General features: G+C 50.2%; 12 protein-coding genes. 2 read left to right on the top strand and 10 right to left on the bottom strand.

The annotated features are described in order from the left end of the window. Positions 1 to 561: 561 nt before the first annotated feature. Positions 562 to 5,280: a carbohydrate binding domain-containing protein gene (locus tag TX85_RS00985; protein WP_049894745.1), complete on the bottom strand. Its 4,719-nt coding sequence runs from the start codon at positions 5,278 to 5,280 to the stop codon at positions 562 to 564. Between the two features lie 578 nt (positions 5,281 to 5,858). Between TX85_RS00985 and TX85_RS00980 the strand changes: the two genes are divergently transcribed. Then, on the top strand, positions 5,859 to 7,634 hold the full coding sequence (locus TX85_RS00980) for an ABC transporter ATP-binding protein (RefSeq protein WP_044477281.1): 1,776 nt from the start codon (positions 5,859 to 5,861) through the stop codon (positions 7,632 to 7,634). Beyond that, positions 7,621 to 9,399: an ABC transporter ATP-binding protein gene (locus TX85_RS00975; protein ID WP_044477280.1), complete on the top strand. Its 1,779-nt coding sequence runs from the start codon at positions 7,621 to 7,623 to the stop codon at positions 9,397 to 9,399. Before TX85_RS00980 ends, TX85_RS00975 begins: the two co-directional genes overlap by 14 nt. Before the next feature lie 326 nt (positions 9,400 to 9,725). On the opposite strand, the gene TX85_RS00970 is transcribed toward TX85_RS00975, so the two are convergent. The 9 genes from TX85_RS00970 to TX85_RS00935 form a co-directional block, all read right to left on the bottom strand. Further along, positions 9,726 to 9,926 (bottom strand): DUF2281 domain-containing protein, encoded by a 201-nt coding sequence (locus tag TX85_RS00970; protein ID WP_233500718.1) that lies wholly within the window; start codon positions 9,924 to 9,926, stop codon positions 9,726 to 9,728. Between the two features lie 94 nt (positions 9,927 to 10,020). Continuing rightward, positions 10,021 to 10,962, bottom strand: coding sequence for an aldo/keto reductase family protein (locus tag TX85_RS00965; protein ID WP_044477278.1), 942 nt, complete (start codon positions 10,960 to 10,962; stop codon positions 10,021 to 10,023). 101 nt (positions 10,963 to 11,063) lie between these two features. Continuing rightward, entirely contained in the window at positions 11,064 to 11,909 is an 846-nt protein-coding gene (locus tag TX85_RS00960) for an MBL fold metallo-hydrolase (RefSeq protein WP_044477277.1), read from the bottom strand. A 41-nt stretch (positions 11,910 to 11,950) separates the two neighbouring features. Beyond that, positions 11,951 to 12,514 carry a spore coat protein gene (locus TX85_RS00955; RefSeq protein ID WP_044477276.1) on the bottom strand — a complete coding sequence of 188 codons (564 nt, stop codon included), beginning with the start codon at positions 12,512 to 12,514 and terminating at the stop codon, positions 11,951 to 11,953. Between the two features lie 94 nt (positions 12,515 to 12,608). Continuing rightward, positions 12,609 to 13,793: an alanyl-tRNA editing protein gene (locus TX85_RS00950; RefSeq protein WP_044477275.1), complete on the bottom strand. Its 1,185-nt coding sequence runs from the start codon at positions 13,791 to 13,793 to the stop codon at positions 12,609 to 12,611. 124 nt (positions 13,794 to 13,917) lie between these two features. Then, positions 13,918 to 14,742: a cupin domain-containing protein gene (locus TX85_RS00945; protein WP_044477274.1), complete on the bottom strand. Its 825-nt coding sequence runs from the start codon at positions 14,740 to 14,742 to the stop codon at positions 13,918 to 13,920. A gap of 97 nt (positions 14,743 to 14,839) precedes the next feature. Next, complete coding sequence (locus TX85_RS26965) at positions 14,840 to 15,298, bottom strand: GNAT family N-acetyltransferase (protein WP_199558816.1); 459 nt, start codon at positions 15,296 to 15,298, stop codon at positions 14,840 to 14,842. Between the two features lies 1 nt (position 15,299). Continuing rightward, positions 15,300 to 15,743, bottom strand: a complete 444-nt coding sequence (locus tag TX85_RS26960; RefSeq protein ID WP_199558815.1) for a GNAT family N-acetyltransferase — start codon at positions 15,741 to 15,743, stop codon at positions 15,300 to 15,302. Positions 15,744 to 15,768: 25 nt separating this feature from the next. Then, positions 15,769 to 17,004, bottom strand: a complete 1,236-nt coding sequence (locus TX85_RS00935) for a GGDEF domain-containing protein (protein WP_049894744.1) — start codon at positions 17,002 to 17,004, stop codon at positions 15,769 to 15,771. Between the last annotated feature and the right edge of the window lie 31 nt (positions 17,005 to 17,035).

Below are 17,035 nucleotides of genomic sequence, written 5' to 3'. Positions count from 1 at the left end.
GTAGATGATTGGGGGCACCTTTTTCAAAGTGAGGTTAAGCCGTGCGTTGCGTAACAAGTGTCGATAAGCACTAAAATGATTGGCAGGCGGTTCGGGCGGCGATTTTAGTGCCAAAAGGCATTAAAATTCGCTGACGTGGGGCTTGGGCGACGATTTTAGTGCCAAAAAGCATTAAAATTTGCTGGCGTAGGGCTCGGGCGGCGATTTTAGTGCCAAAAGGCATTAAAATTGCTGGCGTGGGGGCTCGTCCGACGATTTTAGTGCCAAAAGGCATTAAAATTCGCTGGCGTGGGTGTTCGGGCGGCGATTATATTGCAGAATGCTAAAGCTTAATGCTTGCCAAAAGTAAGTTTTGAGGTCGGGCGGATTTCCCCTCGCTCATAACTTGATCAAGAAAGCCGCAGTGGACGCAAGAAACCAAGGAATCAAGCGAGAGAAGGCCGCTTAGCTCCTTGGTTTCTATATGAATATCACCCTATTTTATTATTAAGGATGTACAGAATTTTACTTTACTTTCGGGATACCCTCTTGTTCATTCCCTCTATGGCAAGATATCCTTCATTAATGAACAATTATCTCATAAATCGACGGTCCATAGGGAGGGAAATGGCGGTCTGTCATGAAAATCCGCACATATCTTCCCCTTATATTTTTCCCGCTCAGGTCAATGATCTGGGTCCATCTGTCATCAACCGCACCCTCCAGCTGGAGGGATTCGACGGTCGTCCAGCCCGAATCATCCGCAGGCAGGATATCAGCAACCTGAAGCTCCATGGCCGCCGGATAAGCCCGCTCCCAATCCACTTGGATCAGGTTCAGGTCATGTACCTTTTCCAGGTCAATATAGACCCACTCCGTCACACTATTTTGATTGTAGTCCGCTTCCCAGCGCGTGCCGGTGTTTCCGTCGGTGATCACTGCGGGATTAAAGCTCGTATTCGAACTAGAGGCAACCACCTTCTTATTAAGTGCAAGATTCTCATCACCGGCAGGGGGCTCCGGCGAAGCCGGAAGCTCCCTCAGGACTACATCATCAATCCAGACAATATGCTCTTGATCTGCAGTTGCTTCATCTTCGAAGATGACATTTCCGAGCAGGAACTTTAGCTCGAATGCAGCATCATTTGCGGGTCTGATGACCGTCCGGTGCTCCTTCTCCCGATTGTCTGTCAACGAGAAGGGCAGCTTGTCACCGCTATAGCCCGTAAGCTCGATAAAAATCGGGCGATCCATAGATGACCAAGCTCGGAAGGATAATTCATAAGCTTTTCCCTGCTCAATTTTGACGCCCTTTTGGACGAGCTGGGTATACCAGCTTACGGGCACGGGGTCTCCCCACTCTGTAGTTACGCCGCCATAATAGCTGATCTGAATTTCGGCCGTTCCATCCTTTACTTCAAATTGGGAATCCGGGGGATTATTGACCAGCAGCTCCCAGCCCGCGGTTCCGGCAGAGAAGCTGCCATTTGCCAGCAGGTTGCCATCCCCGGCAATCATCGTCTGAGTTACTTTGGTATAGGCGTATCCGTCAGCCAGAACCTTCACCGTATAACTGCCCGAATCCGGGAATACCTCGGCGGCCAGCTTAAGCCGGCCCGCTTCTACCGTATATTGGTCCGCTTCAAGCGGTTCATCCTTTACAAGGACTGTGCGGATATGGCTGCGCCAATCCGGATGATCTGTAAAGGTCAGCTCAATAGGCTCACCAATCCTATTATCGATTTGGTCTGCCTTAAGAAGCGGCGGACGCTTGAGAGGAGCGTCCTTCATTTCGAGCACCACGTTCCGGATTGAAACCTCATGGGCATTTGGAAGCTTGGCATTGCCCAATTGCAATTTGAACGTGGACAATTCATTCTTCGTAACTTTGAATGTATAATCATAGGTCTTCCAAGCGGTTCCGAGAGCGATGCTGCCCGAGTCAAACTGGCGTTGATAGGCCGCATCCTCCAAGGTGAGCAGCGCATTTCTGGCCTCCGAGGATTTAGCCTCGAAGGACAGCTTGTAAGTGATTCCTTTACTCAGCTCGAGACCCGGCTGCATCAGCATCACATTCCAGTCCTGACCTCCAGAATTGGCAATTTGGATGGTTGCCGTCCGATCTTCCGTGTGAAAGGTTGCGGATGCATCCTGAACGAACGGCTCCCAGCCTTCTAAATCCGATTCAAATTGCCCATTAATCAACGGATACATACTAATCTCGCTATAATCCACGTTATGATTACTCTTTCGAATCAGCGAGATCTGATCCACCTTGATTGAAGCGGGGCTTCCCCCCAATTCGAAAATCAATTGACTCTCTTGATCGCTGACCCCTTCCGGCATCGTAAACCCTACAATTTTATTAGTCATTGCGACTCCCACACCTATGGTGCTCTCGTGGTATGTGGTCAGGCCGTCCTTGCTGGCCAGCTTGACGTTAATTCCGCGCACCGCATCGGATCGGGCATCGAAGGACAGCTCATATTCATCGCTCTGAAGCAGCTCGATCCCCTTCTGGATGAGACGGACAGATTCTGGACTGCCGCCGCCGTCAGCGATCCTCACGTTTAAGGCCCGCTCCTGAGGATCGACGCTTGCCTGAGCAGTCGCCCCTTCGGCAAGGAAGTTCCAGAACGTCATCCGATCCATCGTCCCCAAGTCAAATGAACCATTATACACGTGGTTTCCATTTTCAAGAGGCGTCTTGATCCCGTTGGGTTCTACAAGCTGTTCAACCTCTTCCAGCCTGACATTGCCGATCCATACCGTATTGGTGTCCAGCCCCACATTGAACTCCAGCCTGGCTGTCACATCCGTGGGATGAGACATCTGGAAGCGATATTCATAATGCTGCGGATCCGCATCTGAACTTAATACGGTGTCGAAATTATCCGAATAAGCTGCCCATCCGTTATCTGCATCCCCGCCCAGCTTAACCGCAATCGAGCGGTTAGCCGAAGCCTTGGCATCAAAGCTGAGCTTATAGATGCGTCCTTTGACCAGAGGCACATGCTGAATGAGTTGGAGCGAATAATTTTGGTTACCGCCATTGGTTGGTATGATTTTGACAAAAGGACTCTGGTTTATCGGTTCAATAGCCACCGAACCCGCCCCGCCAAATTCAGGGGTATGCAGGAAGTTCCAGTCGTCCGGATCAAGCGCCTGTCCTGGCACTGTGATATCGTTAAGCCCACGTTCAAAGTTGGGATCGGAAATATAGCTTCCATTTACCGGCTTCCGTGCTTCTGCCGGAATCGGATCCTTATTCAGCACGGGTTCTACCGGCGTTCTGTATGGTCTGCCCGCCAATTCATAAGCCCGAACATAGTCGACCTCCATTTGAGCGGGAAGCTTCGAATCCGGAGGGATCCGGTTTCCGTCATAGGTTCCTCCGACCGCCAGGTTCAGGATCATATGAAATGGCTTATCGAACGGCGCAGGGAATGCGTATTTATCCGGCTGGCCTACGCCCTGACTGCTCCATTCATTCAGCTTGTAATACAGCTTGCCGTCTACATACCAGCGAAGCTCTCCCGGCTCCCATTCCACAGCGTAGATATGGTAATCGCTATCGATGGACTGGCCTGCCGGAAAGTCATATTCGCCTCCGACGTACTTGTTGTTGGGCCATGCCTTGCCAAAGTGAGCCGTCCCGCCAACAACCTCAGGCAGTCTCCCCCTGGCTTCCATAATATCGATCTCGCCTGAGGAGGCCCACACACCGTATTCACTATCCTGCGGCATCATCCAGAAAGCAGGCCAGAGTCCCTCGCCCACCGGCATTTTTATTTTAGCTTCAAATTTCCCATAGGTTTTCGAGAAGGTAGGCGAGGTCCAGATCCGGCCGGACGTGTAAGGCTTATTCTCCACCTGCTCCTTCCTTGCGGTAATCGTCAGCTTGCCGTCCTCAACCTTGATATTATCCCTTGAGTAATACTGCTGTTCTTCATTGCCCCAGCCATCCAGCCCGTACTGAGAGCCCGTTCCTTCCTGATAACCCCATTTATCGAGGTCAAGGCCATTGCTGTCCAGATTGCTTCCGCTATTGTCGAACTCATCGCTCCACACCAGCCTCCAGAGCTCCTTGTTGCCATTATCGGTTCCACCGCCACCGTTATTGCCGCCTCCTCCAGATTGTCCCCCAGGCACTGCAGGAGCTTGCGGGGTCGGTACGGTGCCTGCTGGCGCCTTCCCCTTTTCAGTCAGCTGGCCTTCAATGACCTGATAGATCGTACCCGGCGTTAAAGCTTTGCCGCCTAAAGTAACATTTTTAGCCGTATCCTGGATGGTCAACTGTTCAATTGTAGAGGTCTCATTCAACATGATTACCGCATCACTGGATAAGGTTAAATGTCCGATCATGCTTCCATCCACGATGAATTCAACGCTCTTACCGTACTGGCGAGCAATCTCTACGGCGGCAATTGTGGAATTGCTAACACGAACGGAATCTCCTCCGTTCACATACATTGTTCCTTTTACCGTCACGCCCTCCAGCGAAATTCCCTTGCCGTCAGCTCCCGGTGTCACCAGCAAGTTTCCTGCGATTGAAGAGTCTTCCAACGCAACCTCCTGGCTCGCAATCAGCATGTTTCCAGTTGCTGCGATTCCCGAGTATTGCCCCGGCTGATGGATAATCTCTCCGGCCGCACGATCCAGCAGCACGAGGAGCTCGGCACGTGATATGACCGCCTGAGGACGAAGTGTTCCGTCGGGGAAGCCCTTCATACTTCCAGCAGCAACTAGCGCGGACAGCGCGTCAGCCGCATAAGAAGCAACCTGTTCTTTATCCTGAAAGCCTTCTAACGAAACCGGATTCGAATTACTCAAATAAAACAAGGCTCCGATCACTTTAGCTGCATCCTGACGGGTAACCATCCCGTCCGGCTTGAAGCTTCCATCCGGATAGCCCGCCATATATCCTGCTTCTTTAGCGGCAGCTACATGACCCGTATACCATTTTCCTTGCTCTACATCGATGAAGCCTCCTCCGGTATTCCCTCCGTCTGTCTTATACCCGAATAGAACATTGACCAGTTTGACGAGTTCAGCGCGGCTCACCTCATCTCCCGGCCTGAACTTTCCCTCGCTGCCTTCAGCAATTCCAAATGCGGCCCACTTTCTGATCTGTTCCCCGGCCCAATGACCTTGCACATCGCTAAACGGCGAATTTATAGCTCCGCTGGTCTGAGCTGCAGCCATACTGCCCAAATCAGCCAGCAAGCTTCCAAACAGCATGAGGACAAGCAGAATAGCCATAAACGGCCTGAGCATTTTTTTACCGGATACCATCATCATAAGACTGTCTCCCCCTTCTTAGATTCCTGTTCGATTCCTAAACCGGTTTCGCAAATAAGATAACAAAGGGCATGATAGCGCTTACCATCTGTGGAACAATCCGAACTCTTCAGCCAGAAAATGTCCTCCTTCCAAACCTGAATCTCTCCTGTGCTGATTAGTTTAGCCTCTCTTTATTTCAAGGACAATCCCTTTGACAAAACATCTATGAAAGTTGAAGAAATCGACAGACTCTATAACCAACTCCTAAGGCGCCTCATCAAAAATCTTGTTTTTTTGAGCTCTCGTACCTCAGCTCCTATAGCTTGCTTCTGGATTTAATATATAGGAAGAAACAGAACTTACACCCGATTTAGCTCAAAATTAAAGAGACAAAACCCATAGGAATTAGTCGCACTAAACTGGAAGAAAAGAGCAGTTTATTCCATACCGGAAACGATTCAGTTATTTGTTGAAACAAATATTTAAAAACGGGTAGACGCCATTTCTGGTAGTGGTATAATCGCTTTAGTTTGTTGATTGGGTACAGAATTTTTTCTCTTCAACATGAATCAAAACAAACCAAAGCGGGTGATGGAATGTTCGAACTAAAATGGCTATGGCAAAATCTTGAGGGTAACCGGGCACGGTATATTCTCGCGCTTTGCCTCTCGGTAGTGGGCTCCTCTCTAATGATTGCGAACCCCTACATAGGCCAGCAAATTGTCGACACGTTTATTTCGGGCGACAATGCAATTCAGAACCTGACAGATAAGCGGGGCTTGCTCATTACGCTCTGTCTGGCTATGATCGGCTTTACCCTGTTAAGAACGGGGTTGGCTTATGTTACGACGATGCAATATGAACGCGCTTCACAGAACATGCTTTACGATGTGAGAATTTATCTGTACAACAAGATTCAAGGTCAGGACATGCATTATTACGATCACAATCGAACCGGAGATCTTATGACAAAGATGACCGGGGATCTCGACATGGTGCGGCACTCCTTATCATGGATTATCAAGACGATCATTGAATCGCTCACAATTTTCCTTGTAGCCGTCATTTACTTTTTTTCGATTGATGTGCAACTGACCTTATGGCTGCTGATTCTGTCGCCTGCTATCTTTGCGGTAGCCTTCCTATTCGCCAAGAAGGTTCGTCCAATGTATGTAGACCTGCGGGAAAGACTCTCGCAGTTGAATACGACAACTCAGGAGAACATTGCGGGAAATCGGGTGGTTAAAGCCTTTGCCCGCGAGGATTACGAAGTGGAGAAATTCACCGAGAAAAACATCAACTATTCTCAAGCGAATAAAAAGGCAGCTCTCGTCTGGCTTGATTACTTTCCTTATCTGGAAACCTTTGCGCAAGCCTTTGGCGTGACACTGTTGTTCGTAGGCGGTCTGTTCGTCATGAACGGCCGAATTACCTTCGGGGAATTCGCAGCCTTCTCCTCTTTGGTGTGGGCCATTTCCAACCCGATGCGTAATATCGGGATTATAATCAATGACTTCCAACGGTTTTTCGCCAGCTTGAGCAAAATTATCGAGGTCTATTATGCCAAGCCCGATATCGTCAACGAGCATAAGCTGACGGAGATGCGCCGTTATGAGGGCCGCATTCAATTTGATCATGTAAGCTTCAAGTATGACGGGATTGAGGTGCTCCATGATGTCAGCTTCACGATTAATCCTGGCGAGACTATCGCTATAATGGGGTCGACCGGTTCAGGCAAAACCACGCTGATCAACCTGATCCCGCGCTTCTACGATGTTTCAGAGGGGACGGTGCAGGTTGACGGCAAGGATGTCCGCAAGCTGGAGCTCGATGAATTGCGTGGAAATATCGGGATTGCGACCCAGGATGTACTGCTCTTCTCCGATACCATTGACGGGAATATCGCATTCGGGAACCCGGATTTATCCGAAGAGGATACGGTTCATAATGCTCGTCTTGCGGCCGCCCATGACTTTATTCTCAAAATGCCTGATGGCTACGATACGATTGTCGGGGAACGCGGCGTGGGCCTGTCCGGCGGACAGAAGCAGCGGATTGCTCTTGCCCGGGCGCTTGCCGTTCATCGTCCGATTCTGATCCTCGACGATACGACCTCGGCAGTCGATCTGGAGACAGAGGAGCATATTCAGAAGAGTCTGCGTGAGCTGGATTATCCTTGCACCAAAATTATTATTGCTCAGCGCGTATCCACAACAGCGCAAGCTGACCGCATCCTGATCTTGGACAATGGTCGTCTAGTCGAGGAAGGCTCACATAAGGAGCTGCTGGCCAAGCGCGGATACTACTATGATGTATTCATGCTTCAAAACGAAGGAATCGGAAGGCAGGTGACCGGAAGTGGCACGAAATAAATTCGACATCGACGAAAATCTGGAGTCACCATTTGATATACGGCACTTTCGCCGGGCCATGATCTATATTAAAAAACAGAAAAAACCGATGATTATCGCCTTCATTTTGAGTGCTCTGTCCGCGGCGATCGCATTGTCTGCGCCGCTTATCATGCAGCACGTAGTCGACGTAACCATTCCGGCAAAGTCTGTAGGATCGCTGTTCGGCTGGTCTGCATTGATGCTCGCGACCATTGTTGTCAGCGTGTATCTTGCGACGATCCGCTCCCGGATTATGACCCGTGTCGGACAGGACATTATCTTTGATATCCGGACGGATCTGTTCAAGCACCTGCAAGAGCTGCCGTTCAAATATTATGACGATCGTCCGCAAGGTAAAATCCTGATCCGGGTAGTCAACTACGTTAACTCGGTGTCCGATGTGCTGTCGAACGGAATTATCAACTTTATTCTTGAAATGCTTAACCTAATCTTTATCGCGGCATTTATGTTCGCCGTCGACGTAAGGCTCTCCTTCGTCATTCTTGCCGGACTTCCCGTCTTCCTCGGCATTATGCTGCTTATCAAGAACAAGCAGCGCCGGGCTTGGCAGGCCGTATCGAACAAAAGCTCGAACCTGAACGCATATCTGCAGGAGAGCATCAGCGGTATCCGGGTGACACAAATTTTCTCCCGGGAGCAGCATAATGAAGGTATCTTTACCCGACTGGCAACCAATTTCCGTACAGAGTGGATGAGAGCATTGCGCTACAACGCCTTGATTCCATTCTCGGTGGATAACCTGGCAACCATCGTGTCCGCCTTGCTCTATCTGGTTGGGCTTCTGGCCCTCAGTCCGCAGGATGTTACCTTTGGGGTTATTCTCGCAATGAGCAGCTATGCCTTCCGGTTCTGGCAGCCTATTCTTAACCTGTCTAACCTGTACAATAGCTTCATTAATGCCGTTGCCTATCTGGAGCGTATATTTGAAACCCTGGATGAGCCGGTAACGGTCAGCGATGTGCCTGACGCCAAAGAACTGCCGCCCGTACAAGGCAGAGTCACCTTTGACAATGTGACCTTTGGTTATGACCCTGGGATTAACGTACTGGAAAACCTGAACTTCGATATCAAGCCCGGCGAGAGCATTGCCCTTGTCGGCCCTACCGGAGCAGGCAAGACGACTGTCGTCAATTTGATCTCCCGCTTCTATAATCTGACCGGCGGCAAGATTCTGATCGATGGGCAGGACATCTCCCAAGTTACCTTGAAGTCGCTTCGCAGCCAGATGGGTATTATGCTTCAAGATAGCTTTATTTTCTCGGGAACGATCCTGGACAATATCCGCTACGGACGTCTGGATGCCACGGAAGAAGAGATTATTGCTGCCGCGAAGACCGTGTGTGCGGACGAATTTATTCGAGAATTCGAGGACGGCTACTTGACCGAAGTGAACGAACGCGGCTCCAAGCTATCGCAGGGCCAACGCCAGTTGATCTCCTTCGCCCGGACATTGCTTGCCGATCCGAAGATTCTGATCCTGGACGAAGCGACCTCGTCCATCGATGCCAAGACAGAACGCCTGTTGCAGCAAGGTCTGAACGAGCTGCTCAAAGGACGCACCTCGTTCATCATTGCGCACCGTCTGTCTACCGTCAGAAACTGCGACCGAATCATGTACGTATCGGACAAAGGCATCGCCGAATCAGGCTCGCATGACGAGCTGATGGCGAAGCAAGGTTTGTACCACCGACTGTACAGCGCACAGAAGATGGAAGTCGTATAATAAAGATATTATATAAGTTGAACTAAAAATATGGCTGCTGGGGGCAACGTGTGAAGTGTTCTTACGATCGCTGTTGTTCCCGGATTTCTCTGACTGAACTAAGCCATTTGAAGGTAGAAATCCACTCACAAAGGCGAACGCTAAAGCTTCTTCAGCACACTTAACACTTATGTCCTATTCTATGTAGTTTTGTAGTTCAACTTATATAATAGGACTGTTCACTACTACAAGACCCCTGATCCTTATTGGCTCAGGGGTCTTGTAGTAGGCTTGGTTAGGTAGCAATTTGCTTATCATCGCACGTATCTCATTCATTTTCTCCGGCCCTATACCTCATTCCATACCTCGTCATCCACCGGATTGTTCCAGAAATCCATGCTCGTTTCACTTATACGTTCAAGTTCCTTAAGTTCCTTAAGTTCCTTTTGTTCACGTTTCATTTGCAGATATTTAATGAAATCATACACTTCTTCTGCATCTTGATCATGAATGCCGTCAATTAGTTCTTTCAAATCCTCCCTATTCACACTCAAGAAAGACACCACCCTGTATCAAAATGTATACTCCCATTGTAGAATGAACAATTACAAAATCGAAGCAAATCCGGGAGTGAAACTTTAGTCACAGTCGCAATATTTCTTCAATCCGCGCCAGCACATCTTCGCTTAATTTCACACCCGATGCCTTCACGTTCTCGATTACCTGTTCAGGCCGGCTTGCGCCAACCAGAGCGCTTGCCACGATCGGCTTGCGCAAAATCCAGGCGAGTGCGAGGTTGCCAACGGACAAGCCCAGTTCAGCCGCAACCTTCTCAAGCTCCCGGACCTTGGCAATCTTCTCTTCCGTAATTCCTTTACGCATCCCATCCAGCTTCGCAGCCCGGCTGTCCGCTGGAAGGTCGGTGGCGGAAGTGTACTTGCCTGTCAGTAGGCCTTGCGCCAGCGGCGAGAATACGACCTGGCCAATTCCGTGGCGCTCGCTGAGCGGCATCACTTCCTGTTCGATGTAGCGCTGGAACATGTTGTAGATCGGTTGGTTAACAACGATTCGGTCGAGCAAATAACGATCCGCGACCGTAAGCGCCTCGGCGATCTGGGAGGCTTGCCATTCGCTGACCCCTACATAGAGCACCTTGCCCTGACGGACCAGATCATCAATCGTGCGAAGCGTTTCATCCAGAGGCGTCTCGGGATCATGGCGGTGACAATAGAAGATATCAACATAATCATGGCCCAGACGCTTCAGGCTGGCGTGGACTTGCTCCATGACATGCTTGCGGGATAAGCCACGGTCATTCGGTCCATCGCCCATCGGCCAGAAAGCTTTCGTAGCGAGCACATACGATTCTCTAGGATAGGCCTTCAAGGCTTCTCCTACAAGCTCCTCTGCTGCGCCTTTTTCATAAACATTGGCGGTATCAAAAAAGTTAATTCCGAGATCATAGGCGGTTTCGATGGAACGGACGGCATTTTCTTTCTCCACATATCCGCCGTATGTAAGCCAACTTCCCAGGCTGATTTCGCTGACCTTCAGGCCTGTCCGGCCTAATTTTCTATACTCCATTGAATTTCCTCCTTCAGCAAGTTGATTTGCATTCCTAGTCCATTATATACCTTTCCGGTCACTCTTGCAGAAGCAGGCATTCTTTAGCTTTGATTATGAGGTTAATTCACATATTTGCCGTAATCGGGAACGGCCAGCCGATCAAATTCTGCCGCCAGCCGTTGCAAGCCTTCCGACAGTTCGCTTCCCGATACAGGAACACCATGCCCGGTAATAGCTACAGCCGAGTTCAATTCCGCCAGCTTATTTACGGATTCCTTCGCAGCCGCCCAATCGGTAGTCAGGTATCTCGGCGGGCCGCATATCTCCAGTTTTTGGGTCAGCACCTTGTACAGCTCGTCCTGCCTGACCGTAACAAAAGCATCCCCTGCAATTAAAGCCCGATCCTCTGCTCTGAACAGGGAGATGTGCCCCGGCGAGTGGCCCGGCGTATGGACCCAGCGAAAGCCTTCCATGTAGGGAACCAAGCCGTCCGCAGGCAGCAGACGAAGCCGATCGCCAAGATCGATCGGTTCATTCGGGAATATCGGCGACATTTTCGCAATCCATCCCCCTTCGACGGTTGGATCCGGTTCCGGATAGCTTTGAGTTCCGTCGAGATAAGGCAGCTCGGCCGGATGGACATAGACCGGGACCTCCCAGTGCTCCACGAGTTCAATGAGCGATCCGACATGATCAAAGTGGCCATGCGTAAGCAGGATCGCCTCCGGTCGGCAACCGGCCCCGAAGCGAGCTTCGGCGACCGAAATGATCTCCTTCGCCGAGCCCGGCATTCCTGCATCCACCAACACAAACGACCCTCGACCCGGCTCGCCGAACAGGACAAGGTTTACAATCTGATCGGTGTAGCAATAGACGTCCTTAAGCACCTCCACTCCGGTTCCGCTCTTGATCGATACGGCCGGTATCACGTGATAATCGCTTCCGTAACGCATATCCTCCTGCATATCATGGCCTCCTCTTGATCCGTCCGGATACTGCGTCCTGCTCATTGAGGAATCAGGCTTTCCTGGACCTCATGGTAAAAGCTCCCAAGCACGGCTTGAGTAGCCGGAGAAGCTGGTTCCAACGGATAATAGCCCTTGCTCACCATCCATTGCCAGATATCATAGGCATGGCGGCAACTCATGCAGAATGCATCTTCCAGAAAGCTCCGGATTTCAGGATGGCTCATTTCCATAGCCGCCCAGGCATATTCCCGGCCAGCCCGCTTCAGCGTCAGTAAATAAGCCGTCGCAATTTCACGATCGTTAAATTGTTGAACCGTGGTTCTCGGAGTAACTGGCACGGCCGCTGCAGAAGCCTGCGTATAGGATGACAGAACAGGCCGTAGATCAGGTATCGGTAATTTGGACGTGGCCCCTTCCGCTTTGCTCAAATATTCGACCTTAATATTATAATCTTGAATATGCAGCGGAAAATGCTGCTCCAACAGGGCCAGTAATTCCGGATCTTGAACTTGGGTCTTGAAACAGGCCATATTCGTAATGGAATTGACACAGCTTAGTGTTAGCTCGTTAAGATCCTGTACTTCATGTGCCGCAAGTAGCATGATTAAAATCCTCCCAAAACAGTAGTGTGTTGTCTCTCTTAAGCTTTACTGCCGTTTGTGGAAGTATGCATTCGTATAGAACCGTCTTGAAATGTCAGCGATCGGACAAAACCTGCTTCGCATATTCGTAAAAAGCGGAGGCTTCCTCCAGGCTGCCAAAGCCTGCCTGCGCCATTTTTTCATTGCCGCCGCCCTTGCCGTTGTAGGGGCTTAGGTTCTCTTTAAAGAACGCTCCGCAAGAGAAGCCCTCGCTTGCTTCCTGTGCCAAGACCACCTTGTTCTCCCCTGCTGCCAGTAACAAGACGGGAAGAGCGGTCTCCGCGGCCAGTCTCGTGGCAAGCTGCTGCAAATCCTTTAGGCTCCTGTCCTCAAACTCGTAAGCCACTACTCCGCCAGTGGAACCGGATAGAAGCTCCCGCAGCAAATATCCGTCGTTGATTTCCTTTTGAGTGCTCAGGTCGTGTTGCAGCTGCTTATGCTCCTGTTCCCACTTCTCAATACGGCTTAAAATATCGGCTCTGCCTGTATTGAATTTTAGCGCCAGCGCATTCAGTGTCCGTTGAACCTCATTAAACTCCCGAAGTGCCCGATAACCGCACAGGAAATAAATCCGGATGTTACCCTTTTGCCGCTCCGCCTTCAGCAGCTTGATCATACCGATTTCGCCCGTGGAAGAGACATGGGTTCCGCCGCAGGCATTATATTCCACGTCCTGCATCTCCACGATCCGGATCCCGCTGGTCACCTTCGGCGCTTTGACCAAAGGCAGCTCCGCGGCTTCCTCCGCCGTGACGAAATAGCTTGAAATGGCATGATTCAAGTAAATATGCCGGTTGACCTCCCGCTCAAGCATCTCCATCCGCTCCCAGGAAAGCTCGTCTAGTCTAATGTCAATCGTGGCATATTCTTCACCTAGATGAAAGCTTAACGTTGGCGCTTCCAGAGCTTGCAGACATACCGCCGACAGCAGATGCTGTCCGCTATGCTGCTGCATATGATCAAATCTTCTGGCCCAATCCAGCCGGCATATGACGGTCGTCTCCGGCTCTGCCAAGGATAACCTGTCCACCTTATGCAGGATTTGCTCTCCTTCCATCGCCACTTCAAGCACATTCATCCCGCCGATGGTTCCTTTATCCCAGGGCTGCCCGCCTCCCTCGGGATAAAACGCCGTTTCTTCCAATAGAAGATACACGCCTTCCGCTCTTTCCACTACCTTGCGGATCGTAGTCTGCCATTCCTGCAAATAAGCCGAGTCATAGTAGATCTGCTTGGTCATTTCAACGTTCCTTTCTAATAAGCCTGCCAAGCGTATAGCCAGGCTTTTTATAGATAAGTGTAGTTTATGACAAATAGCCCCTTCTGTGAAGAAGCGGCTATTTCGGGCAACCATTCGCTGGCTGCTATCCTTCAGCGGCTATTGCAGCGGCTTTTGTCAGATGAACTGTACCGTGCGGATGATGCGGCGGCGCATAAATGGTATAGATTTTAAGCGGCTCATTGCCGATATTGGTGATATTGTGCCATTTCCCGGCGGGGACCATCACGGCATAATCCTCACGGGCCCTTGCTTCAAAATCCAGTCGGTCCTTGCTGTCTCCCATTTGCACAAGTCCTTGGCCTTCTTCGATCCGAATAAATTGATCCGTCGTAGGATGGACTTCTAATCCTATATCATCACCGACACCGATACTCATCACGGTCACCTGCAGATGTTCCCCTGTCCATATTGCCGTGCGGTAAGTGTCGTTCTGCTCGGTAACCTTTTCTATATTCACGACAAATGGATTGGGGCCGGCATCCCTGGATACGTTCCGATTTAATTCATCAAATTGCGCGATATTTTCGTAGGCGTCTCTGAATGCATCCATAAACATCTGCTGCAATATAGGAGGCCCTGCCAACTGGCTGTGTGTCCTATATTCTTCATATTCCTCCAAGCCTGCTTGATAGGCTATTCGTAAGCCTTCCGCATAACTGGAAAATGCAGTTGGAGCAAATCGGTAAGCAGGAGAGTTGCCCGTCATTGCAGCATAAAGATTGGAAAATTGCTGCAGCCGAGGCCGTTTACTCTCCAGCACTCGCATAATATTGCTCCGGTGCTCTTGTGTTGGCGCTGCGTCCGCCAGACGGCTGCAGAACTCCAAATCCGAAGCCTCTCTTTGGATTCCCGATAGGATGGCTGCAAGCACGGATTGATTGCTGCCTGTTTCCGAAATATCATACACGTCGCTTCTTCCCTTCTTGGTATGCTAACTCAGCATATGCCCAGACAGGAAAAGAGGTGAACTGCCGTCCGGTTGAATTTGCTCTTGACTCTACCGACTATGGGGCCGCCTCAAAATAATCCATGATCGAGGTTTCCTGAAAGCCGCATGATTTGTACAGCTGGAGGGCTCTCGCGTTATCGGCAGCTACCTGGAGGAAGATATCTTTCATCTTAGCCTCCTGCAGCTTTTCAACGGCCTGAAGCAGAAGTTCCCGACCAAAGCCTTGTCCTTGATGCTCCGGTAGTACGCCTAACCCGAAAATCCCTCCAGCACCCGAGCTCATTTGCAAGTGAAACTTGCCAATGGTTGCTCCTGCTTTTTCCGCGAGATAAATCATCATCCCGCGTTTCTCTTCCTCTTCCGGGAGAAGAGTGTCGCCTGCTTCCCCAAAATAGATAGCGTTCTGCCTTGCGATCTCTTCGGCATCAGCATTATCCGCCTTGCGGAAGACGAGTCGGTCTCCCCGTTCTCCCTGCTCTATTTGCTGTTCCCTGCGTTCTTCCCGCAAAACCATTTCATATTCCGAATGTCTGTATGCCGCACCCGTCTTTTTTCACGAAGGACTGTCCCGATAACGATGTTCTGTCGCATAGCATAAGCATACCCCCGGCATTTCTTCGCTTCCGTTCGGCTGTCACCAACGCATACAGCTGAGTGAAGATTCCTTGCCTTCTGAATTCGGGATGCACCATACCTGTGATCTCCATCGGTGAGCCCTTTCCGCCAAATTGACTGATCCCCATATATCCAACCAGCTGTTGTCCGGTAAAATACATAAATTCATTCATTTGCTTCAGACCGATCATTCCGGTTGACTCCACAGTTGCTCCTAGCTTGTAATCCAGCTCAAGCTTTAATGTAATTCCATCCTTTCGCACACATAGCTCCTGAAGATGGCTAATCAGCTCGTAATCCTCATGGTCAAGGTATTCCTTGAGCTTGATCCAGGGGATTTTCATGCAAATCGCCTCATTTCTATATACCTTACTTACTGACACAATTTCGTCCCTTTTTCTTAGCCCGGTACAAAGCGGTATCCGCTGCCTTCATAACCGCATCCGGTGTTTTATTCTTCTCGTTCTTCTGTGCAATGCCAATACTGATCGTGATATGTATCGTTCCACCGGCTCTGGTGCTTCCTGATTTCGACCGGCTTCTGCCTTTTCCTTTTCGACGGCCCTTTCCGCGAAGTGTAAAGCCTCGCCCAGCCACCTTCTCGCGCAGCTGCTCCAGGTGAGGCATCACCTCAGCCACGCTTCTGCCCGGGAACAGAATTGTAAATTCCTCGCCCCCGTAACGGAAAGCCTTGCCTCCCCCGGTTACCTCCCTCAAAATGGAAGCTACCAGCTTCAGCACGTCATCTCCTGTATCATGGCCGTATTTATCGTTGAATTTTTTGAAAAAATCGATATCCAGCATGGCTATAGTATAATTCATTCCAAGCTTGAGCATGTCCTGCTTCAATGCCCGTCTGGATGGAAGGCCTGTCAGCTCATCCGAGAATGCCATCGAGTAGCTATCCTGAATAATTGAACTGATTAAAATGATACCCGAAACAGCCCAGAACACGGCGATCAGAAGCGGATCATAGGCCTGATGCAGCGCAAATCCCATCCCTAGCAGCACGGCCAGGAACGAAACATCCTGTGATGATGGCCGGCTAATTTGTCTGTATATAAGACGAATGGCCGCCAACAGAACCAGGAAGAGCGCAGCTTGAGACATGGAGGTGTATTTTTCCAGTGAAAAAGGAAGCAGATCCTTCCGCCATTGATGGAGCAGAGACTGCTGCTCCGGCTTCATCAGCCATACGGCTGCCGCGGCCTGGGCCGCTATAACGCCTACTCGAGTCATTCCCCACATACTAAAAATCCCTCTCTCTTTAAAGAAGGAGAAGATCAGAATGTTTGCCGGAAGAATCAGGCTAATAAGAAGGAGCAGGTCCTCTAACAGGACCTTTCCCATTACTGCGCCAGCCTGAGGCGAGTATTGCAGCAGAGCTAGCGTCAAAGCAAAAACAAGGAGAAGAAAGAACTCCCTGCTGCGATTAAACTTCCAGGCAAGCACACCGCCAATCAGAAAGATAGGGTAGGGTGCCATGCCTAACAAGTCTAGTTGAGGCTCAGTTAACCATTGTGTACGGTCAGCGCCTAAATAAGCAAGTATCAGCAGAGCAAACGGCAGGGTGATCATGGATGCAGTTTTCAGTATTTTTCTCAAGGTTCAACGGATCCTCCGTGTCATTTCAGCT

The sequence above is a fragment of the Paenibacillus antibioticophila genome (assembly GCF_000455265.1).
Classification (GTDB): domain Bacteria; phylum Bacillota; class Bacilli; order Paenibacillales; family Paenibacillaceae; genus Fontibacillus; species Fontibacillus antibioticophila.
The sequence above is the reverse complement of the archived record's forward strand: the minus strand, read 5'-3'. Positions and strand labels throughout refer to the sequence as shown.

Bases quoted from the DNA above. Each gene is read 5' to 3' on its own strand.
- TX85_RS26960 (WP_199558815.1), bottom strand. From the start codon at position 15,743: ATGAAAATCCCCTGGATCAAGCTCAAGGAATACCTTGACCATGAGGAT.
- TX85_RS00965 (WP_044477278.1), bottom strand. From the start codon at position 10,962: ATGGAGTATAGAAAATTAGGCCGGACAGGCCTGAAGGTCAGCGAAATC.
- TX85_RS00980 (WP_044477281.1), top strand. From the start codon at position 5,859: ATGTTCGAACTAAAATGGCTATGGCAAAATCTTGAGGGTAACCGGGCA.
- TX85_RS26965 (WP_199558816.1), bottom strand. From the start codon at position 15,298: ATGGTTTTGCGGGAAGAACGCAGGGAACAGCAAATAGAGCAGGGAGAA.
- TX85_RS00960 (WP_044477277.1), bottom strand. From the start codon at position 11,909: ATGCAGGAGGATATGCGTTACGGAAGCGATTATCACGTGATACCGGCC.
- TX85_RS00950 (WP_044477275.1), bottom strand. From the start codon at position 13,793: ATGACCAAGCAGATCTACTATGACTCGGCTTATTTGCAGGAATGGCAG.
- TX85_RS00955 (WP_044477276.1), bottom strand. From the start codon at position 12,514: ATGCTACTTGCGGCACATGAAGTACAGGATCTTAACGAGCTAACACTA.
- TX85_RS00985 (WP_049894745.1), bottom strand. From the start codon at position 5,280: ATGATGATGGTATCCGGTAAAAAAATGCTCAGGCCGTTTATGGCTATT.